Source organism: Blautia sp. HCP28S3_G10 (assembly GCF_052065235.1).
Taxonomy (GTDB): Bacteria; Bacillota; Clostridia; order Lachnospirales; family Lachnospiraceae; genus Blautia_A.
Genome location: NZ_JBQHUL010000007.1, coordinates 14,321 through 30,237, shown reverse-complemented (window position 1 = coordinate 30,237; position 15,917 = coordinate 14,321). Strand labels below are relative to the sequence as shown.

Annotated in this window: 14 protein-coding genes and 1 pseudogene; 7 read left to right on the top strand and 8 right to left on the bottom strand. The window is 42.0% G+C overall.

The features are described from left to right. The first annotated feature begins 248 nt into the window (after positions 1–248). From arcC to eutJ, 3 genes and pseudogenes are all read left to right on the top strand, one after another. Positions 249–1,181, top strand: coding sequence for a carbamate kinase (arcC, locus tag ACTNB8_RS04875; protein WP_441052765.1), 933 nt, complete (start codon positions 249–251; stop codon positions 1,179–1,181). Positions 1,182–1,595: 414 nt separating this feature from the next. Then, positions 1,596–1,874 (top strand): annotated as a pseudogene (locus ACTNB8_RS04870) (helix-turn-helix domain-containing protein); the annotation flags it as partial. Positions 1,875–1,984: 110 nt separating this feature from the next. After that, complete coding sequence (eutJ, locus tag ACTNB8_RS04865; RefSeq protein ID WP_441052762.1) at positions 1,985–2,824, top strand: ethanolamine utilization protein EutJ; 840 nt, start codon at positions 1,985–1,987, stop codon at positions 2,822–2,824. Positions 2,825–2,950: 126 nt separating this feature from the next. On the opposite strand, the gene nrdD is transcribed toward eutJ, so the two are convergent. Next, the gene (gene nrdD, locus ACTNB8_RS04860; protein ID WP_441052760.1) at positions 2,951–5,086 is read right to left on the bottom strand and encodes an anaerobic ribonucleoside-triphosphate reductase; all 2,136 of its coding nucleotides are present in this window, start codon (positions 5,084–5,086) and stop codon (positions 2,951–2,953) included. A 184-nt stretch (positions 5,087–5,270) separates the two neighbouring features. Next, entirely contained in the window at positions 5,271–6,080 is an 810-nt protein-coding gene (locus ACTNB8_RS04855; protein ID WP_441052759.1) for a hypothetical protein, read from the bottom strand. Positions 6,081–6,247: 167 nt separating this feature from the next. On the opposite strand from ACTNB8_RS04855, the gene asnA reads away from it, so the two are divergent. Both asnA and ACTNB8_RS04845 read left to right on the top strand, forming a co-directional pair. Next, positions 6,248–7,255 carry an aspartate--ammonia ligase gene (gene asnA / locus ACTNB8_RS04850; RefSeq protein ID WP_441052758.1) on the top strand — a complete coding sequence of 336 codons (1,008 nt, stop codon included), beginning with the start codon at positions 6,248–6,250 and terminating at the stop codon, positions 7,253–7,255. Between the two features lie 133 nt (positions 7,256–7,388). Then, positions 7,389–7,823, top strand: a complete 435-nt coding sequence (locus ACTNB8_RS04845) for a CBS domain-containing protein (protein ID WP_441052756.1) — start codon at positions 7,389–7,391, stop codon at positions 7,821–7,823. A 59-nt stretch (positions 7,824–7,882) separates the two neighbouring features. Here the strand turns inward: ACTNB8_RS04845 and ACTNB8_RS04840 are convergent, their stop codons facing one another. The 4 genes from ACTNB8_RS04840 to ACTNB8_RS04825 all read right to left on the bottom strand — a co-directional run bounded on the left by ACTNB8_RS04840 (position 7,883) and on the right by ACTNB8_RS04825 (position 11,909). Beyond that, a complete protein-coding gene (locus ACTNB8_RS04840) occupies positions 7,883–9,325 on the bottom strand; it encodes a M20 family metallopeptidase (protein ID WP_441052754.1) in 1,443 nt (480 codons plus the stop codon). A 78-nt stretch (positions 9,326–9,403) separates the two neighbouring features. After that, a complete protein-coding gene (locus ACTNB8_RS04835) occupies positions 9,404–10,183 on the bottom strand; it encodes an amino acid ABC transporter ATP-binding protein (RefSeq protein ID WP_441052752.1) in 780 nt (259 codons plus the stop codon). After that, positions 10,167–10,952 (bottom strand): amino acid ABC transporter permease, encoded by a 786-nt coding sequence (locus tag ACTNB8_RS04830; protein WP_441052750.1) that lies wholly within the window; start codon positions 10,950–10,952, stop codon positions 10,167–10,169. Before ACTNB8_RS04830 ends, ACTNB8_RS04835 begins: the two co-directional genes overlap by 17 nt. Positions 10,953–11,039: 87 nt before the next feature. Continuing rightward, positions 11,040–11,909 carry a transporter substrate-binding domain-containing protein gene (locus ACTNB8_RS04825; RefSeq protein WP_441052748.1) on the bottom strand — a complete coding sequence of 290 codons (870 nt, stop codon included), beginning with the start codon at positions 11,907–11,909 and terminating at the stop codon, positions 11,040–11,042. Between the two features lie 284 nt (positions 11,910–12,193). Between ACTNB8_RS04825 and hydF the strand changes: the two genes are divergently transcribed. Both hydF and dapF read left to right on the top strand, forming a co-directional pair. Continuing rightward, positions 12,194–13,414 carry a [FeFe] hydrogenase H-cluster maturation GTPase HydF gene (gene hydF, locus ACTNB8_RS04820; protein WP_441052746.1) on the top strand — a complete coding sequence of 407 codons (1,221 nt, stop codon included), beginning with the start codon at positions 12,194–12,196 and terminating at the stop codon, positions 13,412–13,414. A gap of 138 nt (positions 13,415–13,552) precedes the next feature. Beyond that, positions 13,553–14,410, top strand: coding sequence for a diaminopimelate epimerase (gene dapF / locus ACTNB8_RS04815; protein ID WP_441052744.1), 858 nt, complete (start codon positions 13,553–13,555; stop codon positions 14,408–14,410). A gap of 119 nt (positions 14,411–14,529) precedes the next feature. On the opposite strand, the gene ACTNB8_RS04810 is transcribed toward dapF, so the two are convergent. Beyond that, entirely contained in the window at positions 14,530–15,624 is a 1,095-nt protein-coding gene (locus tag ACTNB8_RS04810) for an SLC13 family permease (RefSeq protein WP_441052742.1), read from the bottom strand. 103 nt (positions 15,625–15,727) lie between these two features. Beyond that, the gene (locus ACTNB8_RS04805; protein WP_441052740.1) at positions 15,728–15,859 is read right to left on the bottom strand and encodes a hypothetical protein; all 132 of its coding nucleotides are present in this window, start codon (positions 15,857–15,859) and stop codon (positions 15,728–15,730) included. Positions 15,860–15,917 lie beyond the last annotated feature (58 nt).

Below are 15,917 nucleotides of genomic sequence, written 5' to 3'. Positions count from 1 at the left end.
TTTTTTCGATTTCTTTTAGAAACAGTACACATTTTGCACACATTTCATGGATATAATAGATTTTGGATAGATGAATAACCACTCTCTATCTCCCCCCTCAAAAAAGTTAAGGAAAACCGCCTGCCAGGGCGGTTTTTTCCTGTTCCCGGATCTGGAAACCTATGTTTTTATTGCAATTCCTATCCTATTCTTTTATAATAAGGTATATTATTGTTATATTCTAAATCGAAAAGAAATGAGGAATCCACATGAGCGAAAAAACAGTAGTTGTTGCTCTCGGTCACAAAGCCCTCGGCACAACACTTCCAGAACAGAAACTTGCCACAAAAGAAGCTGCAAAAGCTATTGCAGACCTCGTTGAGGAAGGTACCAGAGTAGTCATCTCCCACAGCAACGGACCTCAGGTTGGTATGATTCATACCGCTATGAACGAATTCGGAAAGGCTCATCCTGACTATACTTTCGCACCTATGTCCGTATGTGCTGCCATGAGTCAGGGTTACATCGGATATGACCTGCAGAATTCAATTCGTTCAGAACTTCTTGCAAGAGGCATTTATAAACCGGTAGCTACTATCCTTACACAGGTAGTTATTGATCCATATGATGATGCATTCGGAGAACCTGAAAAAATTATCGGACGTACTCTTACTTCCGAGGAAGCAGAGGCAGAAGAAGATAAGGGTAATTACGTTACAGAAGTAGCTGAAGGACAGTATCGCCGAATCCTTGCAGCACCGCAGCCACAGCGTATTGTTGAACTTGAAACAGTCCGTGCACTTGCAGATGCAGGACAGATTGTCATTGCAGCCGGCGGTGGCGGAATTCCGGTTATGGAACAGGGTATAGATCTTCATGGTGCCAGTGCCATTATCGAAAAGGATCTCGCAAGCGGTCTTCTTGCTGAATCCCTTAATGCCGATACTCTCCTGATCCTTACCAGTGTTGAAAAAGTCGGTCTGAACCATGATACTGATCATGAGGAACTACTTGACACTGTTACTCCTTCCGATGCTGCCAGATATATTGAAGAAGGTCAGTTTACAAAAGGCTCCATGCTTCCCAAAATCCAGGCAGGTCTTTCTTTCATCAGCAAGGGAGAGGGAAGACGTACCATCATAACAGATATTGCTCACGCCAGAGAGGGATATCTTGAAAAAACAGGTACTGTTCTTAAATGATTTTATCTGTAAACAATAACATCTTTACCTGATTTTTATAACCAGAACTTCTGGATTTTACCGCAAATCAACGACTGTCCCGGCACACAGCCCGGGACAGTTTTTTATTACTTATTTTATTACTTATTTTAATTATTAATATTATTACATTTATTTATATTTATAGTACTTTTTTACGATTTTTTATAGTCAAATAACTGTATTTTTATTAAAAAGATTACAAAAATGCTATTTATCATATTATCATCGCATGTGCGTGGCATTTGTGCCGTTTAATATAATCTTTCCTCTTAACAGCTATTTCGCTATTATATTATATATAAGTTTCACTAGTTTTTTATACAATAGAACAACTATGAGGTGAGTTACATGACAGAATTGAATCCGCTCGACCGGATCTAGGAATTATGCGATGAACGAAACTGGTCTTATTACCAGCTTGCCAAAGTATCCGGCATTGCATATTCAACACTAAGTACAATGATCAACAAACATAACATGCCTTCTCTGCCTACCCTGCAGAAATTGTGCGCAGGATTCGGCATTTCCATTACAGATTTCTTTGAACCGGACCGAAGCAGCAATGGATTAACAGAGGATCAGGCTCAATGTCTGGAGCTTTTCACTGCCCTCAGTCCTGAAGACAAAGCTCTTGCTATTTCTTATCTGAAAGGCCTGTCCAAAACATTATAAAAATCTTCTTGAAAAATGGCGATCTTATATGGTTGTCATTTTTTCTTTTTGTAATTTTTTATTATTTCATATATAATAGAAATAATCTTTTAGAAGAATGGAGCATTAAAATGGAAATAAAAAACAGAATCCTGTCCAATTTTGCCCAACTTGTTGAATCAGGAGAATGCAAAAAATTCCGGGGACGCCTGAAAGTCGGTGTAGACCTTGGTACAGCTAATACTGTACTTGCTGTTGTGGATACCAATAACCGTCCCATTGCCGGTGTTTCAGCCCCTTCTCATGCCATTCAGGACGGCGTGATCGTAAACTATTATGAGTCTGTTCAGCTGGTTACACAACTCAAGACGGAACTGGAAGAAAAACTTGGCACAGAACTCCCATACGCTGCAGCTGCTATCCCTCCCGGAGTTTCCGAAGGAAGCGTCAAAAGCATCGGCTATGTACTGGAAGGTGCCGGATTTGAAGTATGCAATATCGTAGATGAACCTACTGCTGCAGCCGCTGTACTGAAGATCACAGACGCTGCTGTCGTAGACGTGGGCGGCGGTACTACAGGTATCAGTATACTGAAAGACGGCAAGGTCATCTACACAGATGATGAGGCCACCGGTGGCAGCCATATGACCATGACTGTAGCCGGGCACTACAGAATCCCCTATGAGGAAGCAGAAATCCTCAAAACCACTCCCGAAAAAGAAGAAGAGATTTTTCCTGTCATCAAAGCTGTCATTGAAAAAATGGCCACCATCACAGAAAAATTTCTCCAGGGCTATGAAGTGCCTGCTGTATATGTAGTAGGTGGTTCTGCCAGCTTCCGGGAATTTACCGATGTCTTTGAGAAACGGCTTAAACTGCCTGTATACAGGCCTGTACACCCACTTCTGGTCACACCTCTGGGCATTGCCTACTACTGTGACCTTCCACCTGTACCGCCGAAAAAGAAATAAGCAGAAAGACATTATAAACTGAGCATTTTTTATGTACAAGAAATCGAAAAGACTGCCGGCACTTCCTGCACCTTCGCAGGATATGCTGACAGTCTTTTATTGTTTATATAATACCTGTACTAGTATTTACATAGATTTTCGTTCTGCTATCTCGGCCATCTTTGCCTCGTTCAGACGTGTATCTCCATGAACACGGCTATATGACAGATATCCGTTCATACGGTCGATCTTTGTCAGGTTCTTGGAACCACATACCGGACATACGTCCATCTCAAGCTCTTCATGTCCACAGTCATCACAGTAGGCAAGAGAAAGATTTACACCTTCATAGTATCCAAGTTTCATTGCCCTGCGGATCAGGGTACGGATTGCTTCTTTATTGTAGCCAATAGGATATCTTACATACTGGATCTTACCACCGTTGCAGAGTTCCCAGAAACGTCCCTCCAGATCCTGTTTTTCAATCGGGGTAACATCTTCTGTAACATGGCAGTGGAAGCTGTTGCTTACATACGGCCTGTCGGAAACACCTTCAACAATACCATACATCTTGCGGAACTGTTCTACCTGAAGACCACAGAGGCTTTCTGCCGGTGTTCCGTAAATCGCATAAAGATATCCGTCTTCCTGTTTGAACTGGTTTACCTTATCATTGATATATTTCAGAACTTCCAGTGCAAACTGTCCGTCCTCACGGATAGACTTGCCGTTATAAAGTTCCTGGAGCTCATTTAATGCAGTAATACCAAAGGAAGCCGTCATAGGTTTAAGAAGCTTGCCAATCTTTTCATTTGGTTTCAGATGTCCGCCGTAGAAACCTCCCTCACAGTAAGCAAGCGGGTTTGTGGAAGCTCTCATCTGTCCAAGATACTCATAGGTACGGATATGAAGGTTTCTTATCATCTGCAGGTAGAAATCCAGAACTTCATAAAAATCTCTGCTCTCTGCTCTTGCCTTTGCAAGGATCATCGGAAGATGAAGGCTGACTGCACCAATGTTGAATCTTCCTACAAATACCGGCACATCCTGGTCATCTGCCGGATACATTCCGCCTCTTTCATACCATGGGCTTAAGAATGCCCTGCACCCCATCGGACTGATGACTTTGCCATACTGCTTGTACATGCTTGCAATATAGCCTTTTCCTGTAAGGGAAAGCCAGTCTGGATACATTGTTTTTGCAGAACAGTCTACACCTGCCTCAAAAACATCTTCACAGGATTTACCCGGTCCATGAAGATTTTCATCATAAAGAAATACGATTTTCGGGAAAAGTACCGGTTTCTTATGTCCGGCTTTACCCTGTCCGCCTTTATGAACTTCCAGAAGAGACATGTTACACATTTTTTCAAACTGGCCTGTTCCAAGTCCCAGTGTCACTGTCACAAACGGATAATCTCCACGTGAAGATCCTACTGTATTCAGCTTGTACTCAATTCCCTGCCAGCCCTGATCAAAGTCTCTGCGGACTTTGTCAAGAGCATACTCGATTGCTTTTTCTTCTCTTCCGCTCCAGCTTTCATCTGCATATTTCAGGAATTCCTGGATATATTTATCATAACTCTTGCGTGCATAAGGTCCAAGGATCTTGTCAACCTCCGGCACTGTAAATCCGCCATACTGCTGTGCAGCTGTACTGAGGATAATGTCACCCATTACGTCAAAAGCTGTATCAAGTGTCTTCGGTTCATTGTACCAGACATTTCCCATCTCGAATCCGTCCTTAAGCACTGCTCCCACATCAAAAAGGCAGCAGTTCATGGTATCCAGACGTGCTGACTGGTCATGAATATAAATATATCCGTCCTTACAAGCCTGCAATTCATTTCTGTTCATGAAAAATTTCCGGTAAAGTTCCTTATTCAGTTCATTAAAGATCAGGCTTCTCTTTGTGGCAACAAGGGCACTGTCTGTGTTTGCATTACTTTTGTCACCGATATAACGGATTGCCTGGCTTTTTGTATAGACGTCATCCATCATATGGATAAAATCCAGTTTATAGTTTCTATAGTCACGGTAACTCTTGGCTACAGCCGGATTTACTCTTTCCAGTGCCCCCTCTACGATATTATGCATTTCCTGGATCTGAATCTCGTTTTTACCAAGAGAATCTGCATGCTCCTGTGCAAACTGACAGATAAAATCCTTTTCTTCCTGGGAAAATGTATAGAGAATTCTGGCAGCCGATTTATTTACGGCCGCAACTATTTTCTGAGGATTAAATTCTTCTTTTGTTCCATCTTTTTTTATTACATAAATCATACCTTAACTCTCCTAAATCCTGCATTTACAGGTTATTTACCGCTGATCCCCCATGTTTCCAGCAGCATTTTCTCCCCTGTTTTCGCCCCATATGTGGTGCTGCATATCAGAGTATAGCACAACATAATGTAAAATAAAAGGGTAAATTTACTCTTTTATATATTTGTACTGTTTTTATCTATTTTTATTTATTTTCGAGATCTTTTACAAGGTAGAGCGTGTCTGTTGTTTCTGAATATTCCTGGAAAATAATCTCATCACCGTCTTCCAGATCAACAGTTTCGACACTCCCTGTACCCTCTACATCATAGATTTCTTCTGTACTTCCACTTACAATACGGATCTTGAGTACCGTATCATCCAAGGCAAACATCGAATAAATTCCCGGCTCAATCGAGCTGTCTTCTCCTACCTCTATTGTTCCATATCCCGGATCAACAGCGAAATATGCTGTGTCATCCTCTGTCCATGAACGGAAATATTCATTATCCTCATCTGTATCGAATACATCCTGTACAGCCTGATCTTCATCCGTATTTTCCCATGATGAATATCTGTATTCATCGTATGCCTGCCTTGCGAGTTCTACAACTCCGGGTATCAGTCCAGAAAAAATAGAAATCAGCAATATGACAACAACAAGAATCTTGCCTCCCTTTTTGCCGGAGCGTTTCTTTTCTGTTGTCTGATATTTCTTCCCTTCTCTGGGCTGGGCCGGTCTGGTGCTCCCTGTCATACGTTTTACCGCATCCTGACGAACTTTCTTCTGATGCTCCTGAATAATCTCTCTTGTAGCATTTCTTCCAGGAACTGTATCTGCGTTCTGCGGATACTGCTGCTTTTTCATAATCTTTTTTGCCTGCGTCGAAGCGTGTTTATAGTGGTCACTGCGGCTCTCATTCAGATGATACAGAACTTCATCGTTACGATATGGCATTCCACACTGGGTACACCTGCCATTTACAATCGAGCCGTCACATAATGGACATCTCATTTTTCTCTCCTCCTTATGTAAACCATAAGCACCTGTTCACTCCTGAACAGTTGCGTCCCTTATAAGTAATATTGTATATGTTCCTTGAAAATCTTACAAGGTAAAAATTGCAAAGGATGATTTTTCTTGCTATAATGATTCCATGTTAAAAATTAGGAGGACATCTCATGGAACAAATTAAAATTCCTGCCGGTTATCAGTCAGATTTGAATCTTCATGATACCCAGGTTGCAATTAAAACAGTAAAAGACTTTTTTCAGCAGACACTGGCTCAGAAACTGAATCTGCTCCGTGTATCCGCTCCTGTATTTGTATCCCCGTCTTCAGGTCTTAATGATAACCTGAACGGTGTGGAGCGCCCTGTAAGCTTTGACATCAAAGGACAGAGCGAAAATGCAGAAATCGTACATTCTCTCGCCAAATGGAAAAGATATGCGCTTAAGAAATACGGCTTTGCACACGGTGAGGGCCTTTATACAGATATGATTGCTATTCGACGTGATGAAGATTTGGACAATATCCATTCCGTATATGTAGACCAGTGGGACTGGGAAAAGATCATCAGCAAAGAAGAGCGTACCATGGAAACACTGATCAACACAGTACGTACTATTTACAGTGTTCTGCGCAAAACAGAAAAATACATGGCTGTACAGTATGATTACATTGAAGAAATTCTGCCTAAAGAAATTGCTTTTGTATCTACTCAGGAATTGGTAGACATGTATCCTGATCTTACTCCAAAGGAAAGAGAATACAAAATTGTCAAAGAAAAAGGCGCTGTTTTCCTTATGCAGGTAGGTAAAACTCTTACTAACGGGGAACGCCATGACGGACGTGCACCGGACTATGATGACTGGGAACTGAATGGTGATATCCTTGTATATTATCCTGTTCTTGACATTGCTCTGGAACTCTCTTCCATGGGAATCCGTGTAGATGAAGAATCTCTGGACAGACAGCTTACAGAATCCGGCTGCGATGAACGCCGTGATCTTCCATTTCAGAAAGCGGTTCTGAATGCCGAACTTCCATACACCATCGGTGGTGGTATCGGACAGTCCAGAATCTGTATGTTCTTTCTCCGCAAGGCTCATATCGGTGAAGTACATGTTTCCATCTGGCCTGAGGAAGTGATGACTGAAGCTGCTGCAAGAGGTGTAAATCTGCTGTAATATAAAGTGTATATTCTTTTTTTATAGGTGTTTTTCACCAAAATTTAATAATTCATCTTATTGACATCAGGGTACCATCATACTATCATAACTATAGCAATTGATCATTGCCAGAAAAAGTGAGGTACTTATTGTGAATATTTTATTTTTTTTAACACCAAAAAGTGAAGTAGCATATATATTTGAAAACGAAACTTTAAGACAGACTGTAGAAAAAATGGAACACCGGAAATTCTCCTGTATCCCGCTTCTCAGCACAGACGGACGGTATAGAGGTACGATCTCCGAAGGTGACCTGCTGTGGGGAATCAAACGTATGCATCTTACAGATGTCAAAGAAATGGAAGATGTCTCCATTATGGCAATCCCCCGCAGAGCCACTTACAAACCAGTTCATGCAGATGCGGATATGGAAGATCTTCTTGATCGTGCCATCAATCAGAACTACGTTCCTGTTATTGATGATCAGGGCTTCTTTATCGGAATCATCACCCGCAAAGAGATCATCAAATACTGTTACAAAGAACTCAAAGCTTTAAGTAAACTTAAAGAAAAAGAAAGCGAATAAAAAGACCGGCACCGGGATTTTCTCTATATAATCCTGATGCTGGTCTTTTTTTGTCATTTTTATAAATCCGGAAGTACAGGTACTGCTTCTGCCGGTATCGGGCATACATAACCTGATGCTGTTCTCTTTTCAAATTCCTCTCTTGCTTCTTTCAGTAACTTCGGATCTGCAAAAAGATCCATAGCTGCTGCTGCAAGAACTTTTCCCGCATGAATGGCTGCTTTGTACCCTATCTCAGATCCGTCACAGGAAACATTCTGCCAGCTGTGTCCAGGGCAGCCATTCGGCCATGCTGCCACATGGATCTGTGCAGTCGGTGTCAGCCAGCTTACGTCTCCAACATCTGTTGAACCTGCCTTAAAGGCCTCTCCCTGATACAGAGGTGTCAGGAAAGCATTCATGGCATGTCCATATTCTTTCTGCATTCTGATCACTTCCTCACGTGCTTTCGGATCGTTTTCCGCTGCAACTCCGGGAACTGCACTATGATCATAAGTCTCTGCAAGTGCATCTGCATAAGCATTTTCTTCTTCCGTATAAGCAGGTACTCCGAGTTCACGGAAATTACTGAACAGCACTCTCTCCAGAGCAAAGTTGCTTACTGTATCTGCAAGTCCGTCAATAAATTTCTTGCTGAAAGTTGTTTCAGTCATCAGAGCTGCACCTTCTGCTATCTTATCCACTCTTTTTTCCAGTTCTACTGCTTCTGCCACATGATTGGAACGGATCATATACAAAACGCTCGCTCTTGGCTGTACCACATTCGGACTTATTCCACCTGCATCAGTAATTGCATAGTGAATCCTTGCTTTATCGCTCATATGCTCTCTCAGGAACTGCACACCGACATTCATAAGTTCTACTGCATCAAGGGCACTTCTTCCCATTTCTGGTGCTCCCGCTGCATGTGAAGCGGTTCCTGTAAACTTGTACTGAACCTGGATACAGGAGTTGGAGGAACCTGTTGCAACTTCATTTACGTCTTCCGGATGCCAGGTAAGAGCTGCATCCAGTTTTTTCCACAGACCGTCACGTGCCATAAAAGCCTTCGCTGCTCCGCCTTCTTCTCCTGGACAGCCATAAAGAATTACCGTTCCGGGAATTTTATTCTGTTCAAGATAAGCTTTTACACCAAGTGCTGCTGCAAAAGCACCCGCTCCCAGAAGATTATGGCCGCAGCCATGGCCGTTTCCACCCTTATTTAACTCTTTGCGTTCTGTATATCCACCTTCCTGTGAAAGGCCAGACAGTGCATCATATTCCGCAAGGATTCCTATATATGGTCTTCCTTCTCCATAAGATGCAGCAAAAGCAGTTTCTATGCCACAGGTTCCTTTTTCCACCTGAAAGCCTTCTTTTTCCAGTGTTTCACAGTAAAGCTCCGCAGATTTGAACTCCTGAAGGGACAATTCCGCATATTCCCATATTCTGGCAGCAACCCCTGCTATCAGTTCTTTTTTGTCTTCAATTGCCTGCAGAGCAGACTTTTTTTCTGCTGTCATAATGCTCTTACTCCTCCTTTATATATAGTTTCTAGCATTTAGCAAAAGGCAACCAGAACATTCCAGTCACCTTTTTGTTTATAACACTTTAGATAAAAATTCCATAAGACGAGGATTAGTAGGATTATCAAAAATTTCTTCCGGAGTTCCCTGTTCGATCAGCGTTCCGTCTGCCATAAACAGGACACGGTTTCCTACTTCTTTTGCAAAGCCCATTTCGTGAGTAACAACTACCATTGTCATTCCCTCTTTTGCAAGTTCTTTCATAACATCCAGAACTTCTCCTACCATCTCAGGGTCAAGAGCTGAAGTAGGCTCATCAAACAGCATTACTTCCGGCTCCATTGCAAGAGCTCTTACAATTGCTACACGCTGTTTCTGTCCACCTGACAACTGTATTGGATATGCATCCGCTCTGTCCTTCAGTCCTACACGGTCCAGAAGCTCCAGTGCTTTCTTTTCGGCTTCTTCTTTTGAGACACCCTTTACCTTCATAGGCGCAAGTGTCATATTTTCAAGAATTGTCATGTGAGGAAAAAGATTGAAGTGCTGGAAAACCATTCCCATTTTCTGACGGAGACTGTCAATATCAAGTTTAACTGTCTTGCCTGAAGCATCTTTATATTTTTTCTTTGTGATGTCAACTCCGTTAAAGATGATCTCGCCGTCTGTAGGTTCCTCAAGAAGGTTCAGACTGCGAAGGAAAGTAGACTTACCGGAACCGGAAGGTCCGATCACTACCATAACGTCACCCTTATTGATATCTACTGTCACACCATCCAGCGCTTTGATCGCACCTCTGTGATAATGTTTCTTAAGATCATATACCTGAATCAGACTGTCATCTCTTGTCGCCATGGCTCATTCTCCTTTCAAAATATGCAATAAGTTTGGAGGTCGGGAAGCACAGGCAGAAATAGATTGCCGTTGCTACCAGCAATGGTTCAATGATGATAAAGGTCGCACCTTTTACCGCATTTACTGCAGACATGATATCCTGAACACCGATCGTATAGGTAATCGCAGATTCTTTGATGATTACAACGAACTCGTTTGCGATCGCAGGAAGGATATTTTTCAGTGCCTGCGGAAGAATAATATAGCGGAGATTCATTGCCTGGGAAAGTCCCAGTGAACGTGCAGCTTCTGTCTGTCCCTGATCTATGGACTGGATACCTGCACGGATGATCTCGCAGAGGTATGCACCTGAATTCATCCCAAGGGCTACAACACCAGGGAAGAAACGGTTAAATTTAATAAATCCGAACATCTGGAAGGACGGCAGATCGATCATTCCGAACACACCATAATAAATGATAAAGATCTGTACAAGAACAGGTGTGGAACGAAGGATCTCTACATAAGCTGTCGCAATAAATGAAAGCGGATTGAATTTGGAGAGCCATACAAGAGGCCCACCCTCACGGAGATGACCATCTCTGTTTACTGCCAGGAAACGGAACGGACGAACATTTGACATACGCATCAGTGCCAGAATCAGGGCAAGAACAAAACCGATCACAACAGTAAATAAAGACAGCAGTACCGTAACCAGAAGGCCCTGACGGAACAGCTGTGCATATGGAGCGATTTTGCCAAAGTTTGATAGTTTAATAAAACTGTCCATAAAAACTCCTTTCATTATAGTCCTCAGTAAAATTCCTCCCCTTCCGGGGAGGAATGCACTTAAGTAGTCTCAATTAAATGTCAAAAATTATTCAGCATCTTCTGCATCATCATCTGTTTCCGGAACTGCACCATTATCATCCAGTACACCTTCGTATGTCTGGCCTGCTGCAAGCTCTGTTGCATCTGCGATGAATTTATCCATAGAACCATCATCAAGAGCATCTTTAATTGCTGCGTTTACAGCTTTAAGAAGTCCATCATTTCCCTTGCATACACCGATTGCAGAACCTTCTGAATCATACGGAACCTCAAAGAGGATTTCAAGATCCGGATAGTTCTTCTGATAGCTTTCTGCTACAGCTGTCTCAATGAAAGCACCGTCCATCTTACCTGTCAGAAGTTCTGTGATAAGGTCTGTAACTTTCGGAAGGGAAACAATATCTGCGTCCGGAGTATTTTTGTTTGCAAGGTCAAGCTGGATTGAACCGGTCTGAGCACCAATAGAGTAATCGGAGTTGTTTGCATCTTCAAGAGATTTAAACTGGTCAGCTTTGTCTTTTACAGATACGAAAGACTGTCCACCCATGTAATACAGATCAGAGAAATCCATAGCATCTTCACGTGCCGGGTCAGGAGAAAGACCAGCCATGCCAAGGTCAACATTTTTCTGACTAAGTTCACTTAATACACCATCGAAATCCATCGGGATAACTTCAAGTTCAAGTCCCATCTTGTCGGCAATATACTTAGCCAGATCCATATCAAATCCGGAAAGTGTCGGATTTCCATCATCATCGATAGAATAAAATTCATATGGAGCAAAGTCCGGGCTTGTTGCTACGGTAAGTTTGCCGTCAGTTACTGTTTCTACTTTGTCATCTGCAAATACTGTTGCAGACATGGATAATACCATTGCTGCACTGAGTGCCAGTGCCATGATTTTCTTAAGTTTCATATTCTTTTCCTCCTCGTTCTTAAGGGAATATTTATGCATAAACCGTGCATATTTCCTCGTATATGATTTTTATTGTATCATAAACTTCAAAAAAAACAAGTAATACTTTTAAAAGCTGCGATATATAGGAAATAATCCGTAACTGTTCACAGAAACAACAATCTGATTTTCCTGTTGAAGAAATGCATCTGATTCCTTATAATAATAGAAATAACACTTTCACATTTCACACTGTCGCAGTAAAATCACTGCTCCAGTCATACTGTACTAAAGGAGGTTTTTATATGGGAATGAATCAGACACCTGCTTCAGAACGTGTACATATCAGCTTTTTCGGCAAACGAAATGCCGGTAAATCCAGCGTGATCAATGCTGTTACCGGTCAGAACCTCGCCATTGTTTCATCTGTCAAGGGAACCACTACTGATCCTGTTTACAAAACTATGGAACTTCTTCCTCTTGGTCCTGTCATGGTGATTGATACTCCCGGCATTGATGATGAAGGAGAACTTGGCTCACTTCGCGTCAGAAAAAGTTATCAGGTTCTGAACAAAACAGATATTGCTGTCCTGATCGTAGACAGCACTGCCGGAAAAGGTCCTCAGGAAGAAGCACTTATTCAGAAATTTCAGGCAAAAGGTATTCCTTACCTGATTGTTTATAACAAGATCGACCTGCTTCCCGGCGCTCCTGAAAAAGTCTGTCCTGAAGATAATGTAATTTATGTAAGCGCGGCTTCCGGCACTAATATTTATGAACTCAAAGAAAAAATTGCATCACTGAAACCGGAAGATACACATAAATATCCTCTGATCGCAGACCTTATTGATCCCATGGATCTGGTAATCCTGGTCGTTCCCATTGACAAAGCAGCCCCAAAAGGCCGTCTGATCCTGCCACAGCAGCAGACTATCAGAGATATTCTCGAACGTGGTGCTCTGTCTCTGGTTGTTCGTGATACAGAACTGAAAGCCACACTGGATAAGCTCCGTGCGCAGGGAATCCTTCCACGTCTCGTTGTTACAGACAGTCAGGCTTTTGCCAGAGTATCCGGAGACACACCGGAAGATATCACCCTGACTTCTTTTTCTATTCTTTTTTCCAGATATAAAGGTGAACTGGAAGCTCAGCTTCAGGGTGTTTCCGCACTCTCTTCCATAAAAGACGGGGACCGTATTCTGATTGCTGAAGGCTGTACTCATCACCGTCAGTGTGATGATATCGGTACATACAAAATACCAAAATGGATCAGAGAATACACCGGTAAAAATCCTGTGTTTGAATTTACCTCCGGTACAGAATTTCCTGATGATGTTACTTCCTATAAAATGGTTATTCACTGCGGTGGCTGTATGCTTAACGAAAGAGAAATGAAATACCGTATATCCTGCTGTCAGGACCAGAATGTTCCTGTTACTAACTACGGAATCCTGATTGCCCGGATTACAGGAATTCTGAAACGTAGTCTTGGCCCGTTTCCGGAAATGCAAAAACTGATACCATAAGTATCTTCGATTATTCTGTGTTACACACAACCTGTTTTTTATGATATATTTTAGGTTGTCTTCACAGAACCATAACATTTATCCGTTATAGTAATACATTGAGACAAGGGAGTATATAAGATTAATAGGAGGAGTATTATGAAATTCACCAAAATGCATGGTATCGGAAACGATTATGTATATGTAAATTGTTTTGAAGAAACAGTGACAGATCCTTCTGCTGTTGCCAGATTTGTCAGCAACAGACACTTCGGTATCGGTTCAGACGGCCTGATCCTCATCAAGCCATCCGATGTAGCCGACTGTGAAATGGATATGTATAACCTGGATGGATCCCAGGGGGCAATGTGTGGAAACGGTATCCGCTGTGTTGCAAAATATGCTTATGATTACGGCATTGTAAATAAAACCTGTATTTCTGTTGCTACCAAAAGCGGTATCAAATACCTGGATCTGACACTCGGAAAAGACGGTAAGGTTGCACTCGTCAAGGTTAATATGGGGTCACCAATTCTTACTGCCAGACAAATCCCGGTAGTATCCACTTCTGAACATGTGATCAACCAGCCTTTGGATGTAAATGGAACTGAATACCACATTACTGCAGTATCCATGGGAAATCCTCATGCAATTGTTTATATGAATGATCTTGACAATCTTGAAATCGAAAAAATCGGCCCACAGTTTGAAAATCATATTGCTTTTCCGGACCGTATCAACACTGAATTTGTCAAAGTGATCGACCGTCATACGCTTCAGATGCGTGTCTGGGAACGTGGTTCAGGCGAAACTCTTGCCTGCGGCACAGGTGCCTGCGCAGTTGCAGTTGCATCAACACTGAATGGTCTTGTTGATGAAAATCAGCCTGTAACTGTTAAACTTCTTGGCGGGGATCTTCAGATTTTCTGGAACCGTCAGGAAAACCTGGTCTACATGACAGGTCCTGCAACAACTGTATTTGATGGAGAGATTGATCTGTCTTTTCTTGATAAATAATTTTGATTTAAAAAGCCCGGCTGAATCCACTCAGTCAGGCTTTTTTTATCAAAAAAGAAGCCGCATCATAATATGACGCGGTCCCTTTAATATAGAAAGAAAAATGATACCTATGAAATTTATCTGAAGATACCTATTGCGTAACCTGCTACAATCCACACGATCGTAAGTATCCACAGAGGAACAAATGAAAACTTCACATAATCTGCCAGTTCTGTTCCGTCAGCCAGATCACAGGCAAGATAGATCTGTGGCTGCGCAACAGGAGATACCATGGCTCCCATATTCATCAGAAGTGTCAGTACAACAACTTCATTCGGAACACCATATTTGGCACTGACACCGGCAACAATAGGAACCAGTGCATACTGCCAGATATCGTTTGTAAATATCAGCATCAGTGGTGCACTTAAAGCTGCCATAATAAGGTACAGCCATGGACCCATGAATCCCGGAATGATATTGATCAGGAACTGAACCATTGCATCCATCATACCGCTTTCAGAAAGAACACCTACAACAACACCAGAAAGGAATACTGCGCATGCTGTAGAATACATTTCTTTTGAATATTTTTTCAGGAGTTCTCCCTGAAGTTTCAGATCCGGATAGTTTACAGCCAGTGCAATGATAAGTCCAAGTGCAAATACAAAGTAATCCGGACATGGGATAACGCTCAGTCCAACGATCAGTGCAACTGTGAGAAGAAGATTGAACCAGAATAATTTCGGACGTCTCAGTTCAGAATCACTGACCATCATATCATCCAGATTTATTTCTCCGTCAACAAGTCCTGCGCCTTTTTTAATCTGTATTCTTGCCATGATCACAGCAAGAACAATACATAAGCCAATATAGAAAATCATCAGCGGAAGCATTTTTGTAAAAATATAATTCTGCGGATTGTCAATACCCTCCAACAGTGTAGCTGCCCGGAGTGTACGTCCGTTCCACGGTGTTACAAAAAGTGCGCACATGGTTGCCGAACACAGAAGAAGCAGAACCTTCGGATCGATCTTCATCTTTTTGTAAAGAGGAAGCAGCATCGGTACAGTAACCAGATATGTAGATGTTACACTTCCATCAATTTCAGTTACCAGTGAAACCAGAACAGTGATAACGCAGATAATGGTAACGCTGAGTTTTGTCTTTTTCAGCAAAAATTCAACAATCGTATCAAAAAGACCTGCTTCTCGGTATAATGGTAAATGCAAATAATGTACTGACTTTCTTTTTCAGTAAGAGGACTGTAATGAGGATCATCATTACAAATCCCACAAGTGCTGTATAACTCATAACTCTTTCCTCCTATGCAGCTTAACGAACCAGGCAGGGTTTCTTTGAATCGTACTTCCAGTTTGGAATCAGATACTGCATTGCCATTGCATCATTTCTGTCATGAGAAGGCATCTGATTATACAGTTTATTTGCTTCCATAACTCTGTCCATATTAAGTGTAACACCAAGTCCCGGACGATCCGGTACTTCCAGATATCCGTCTTTGATC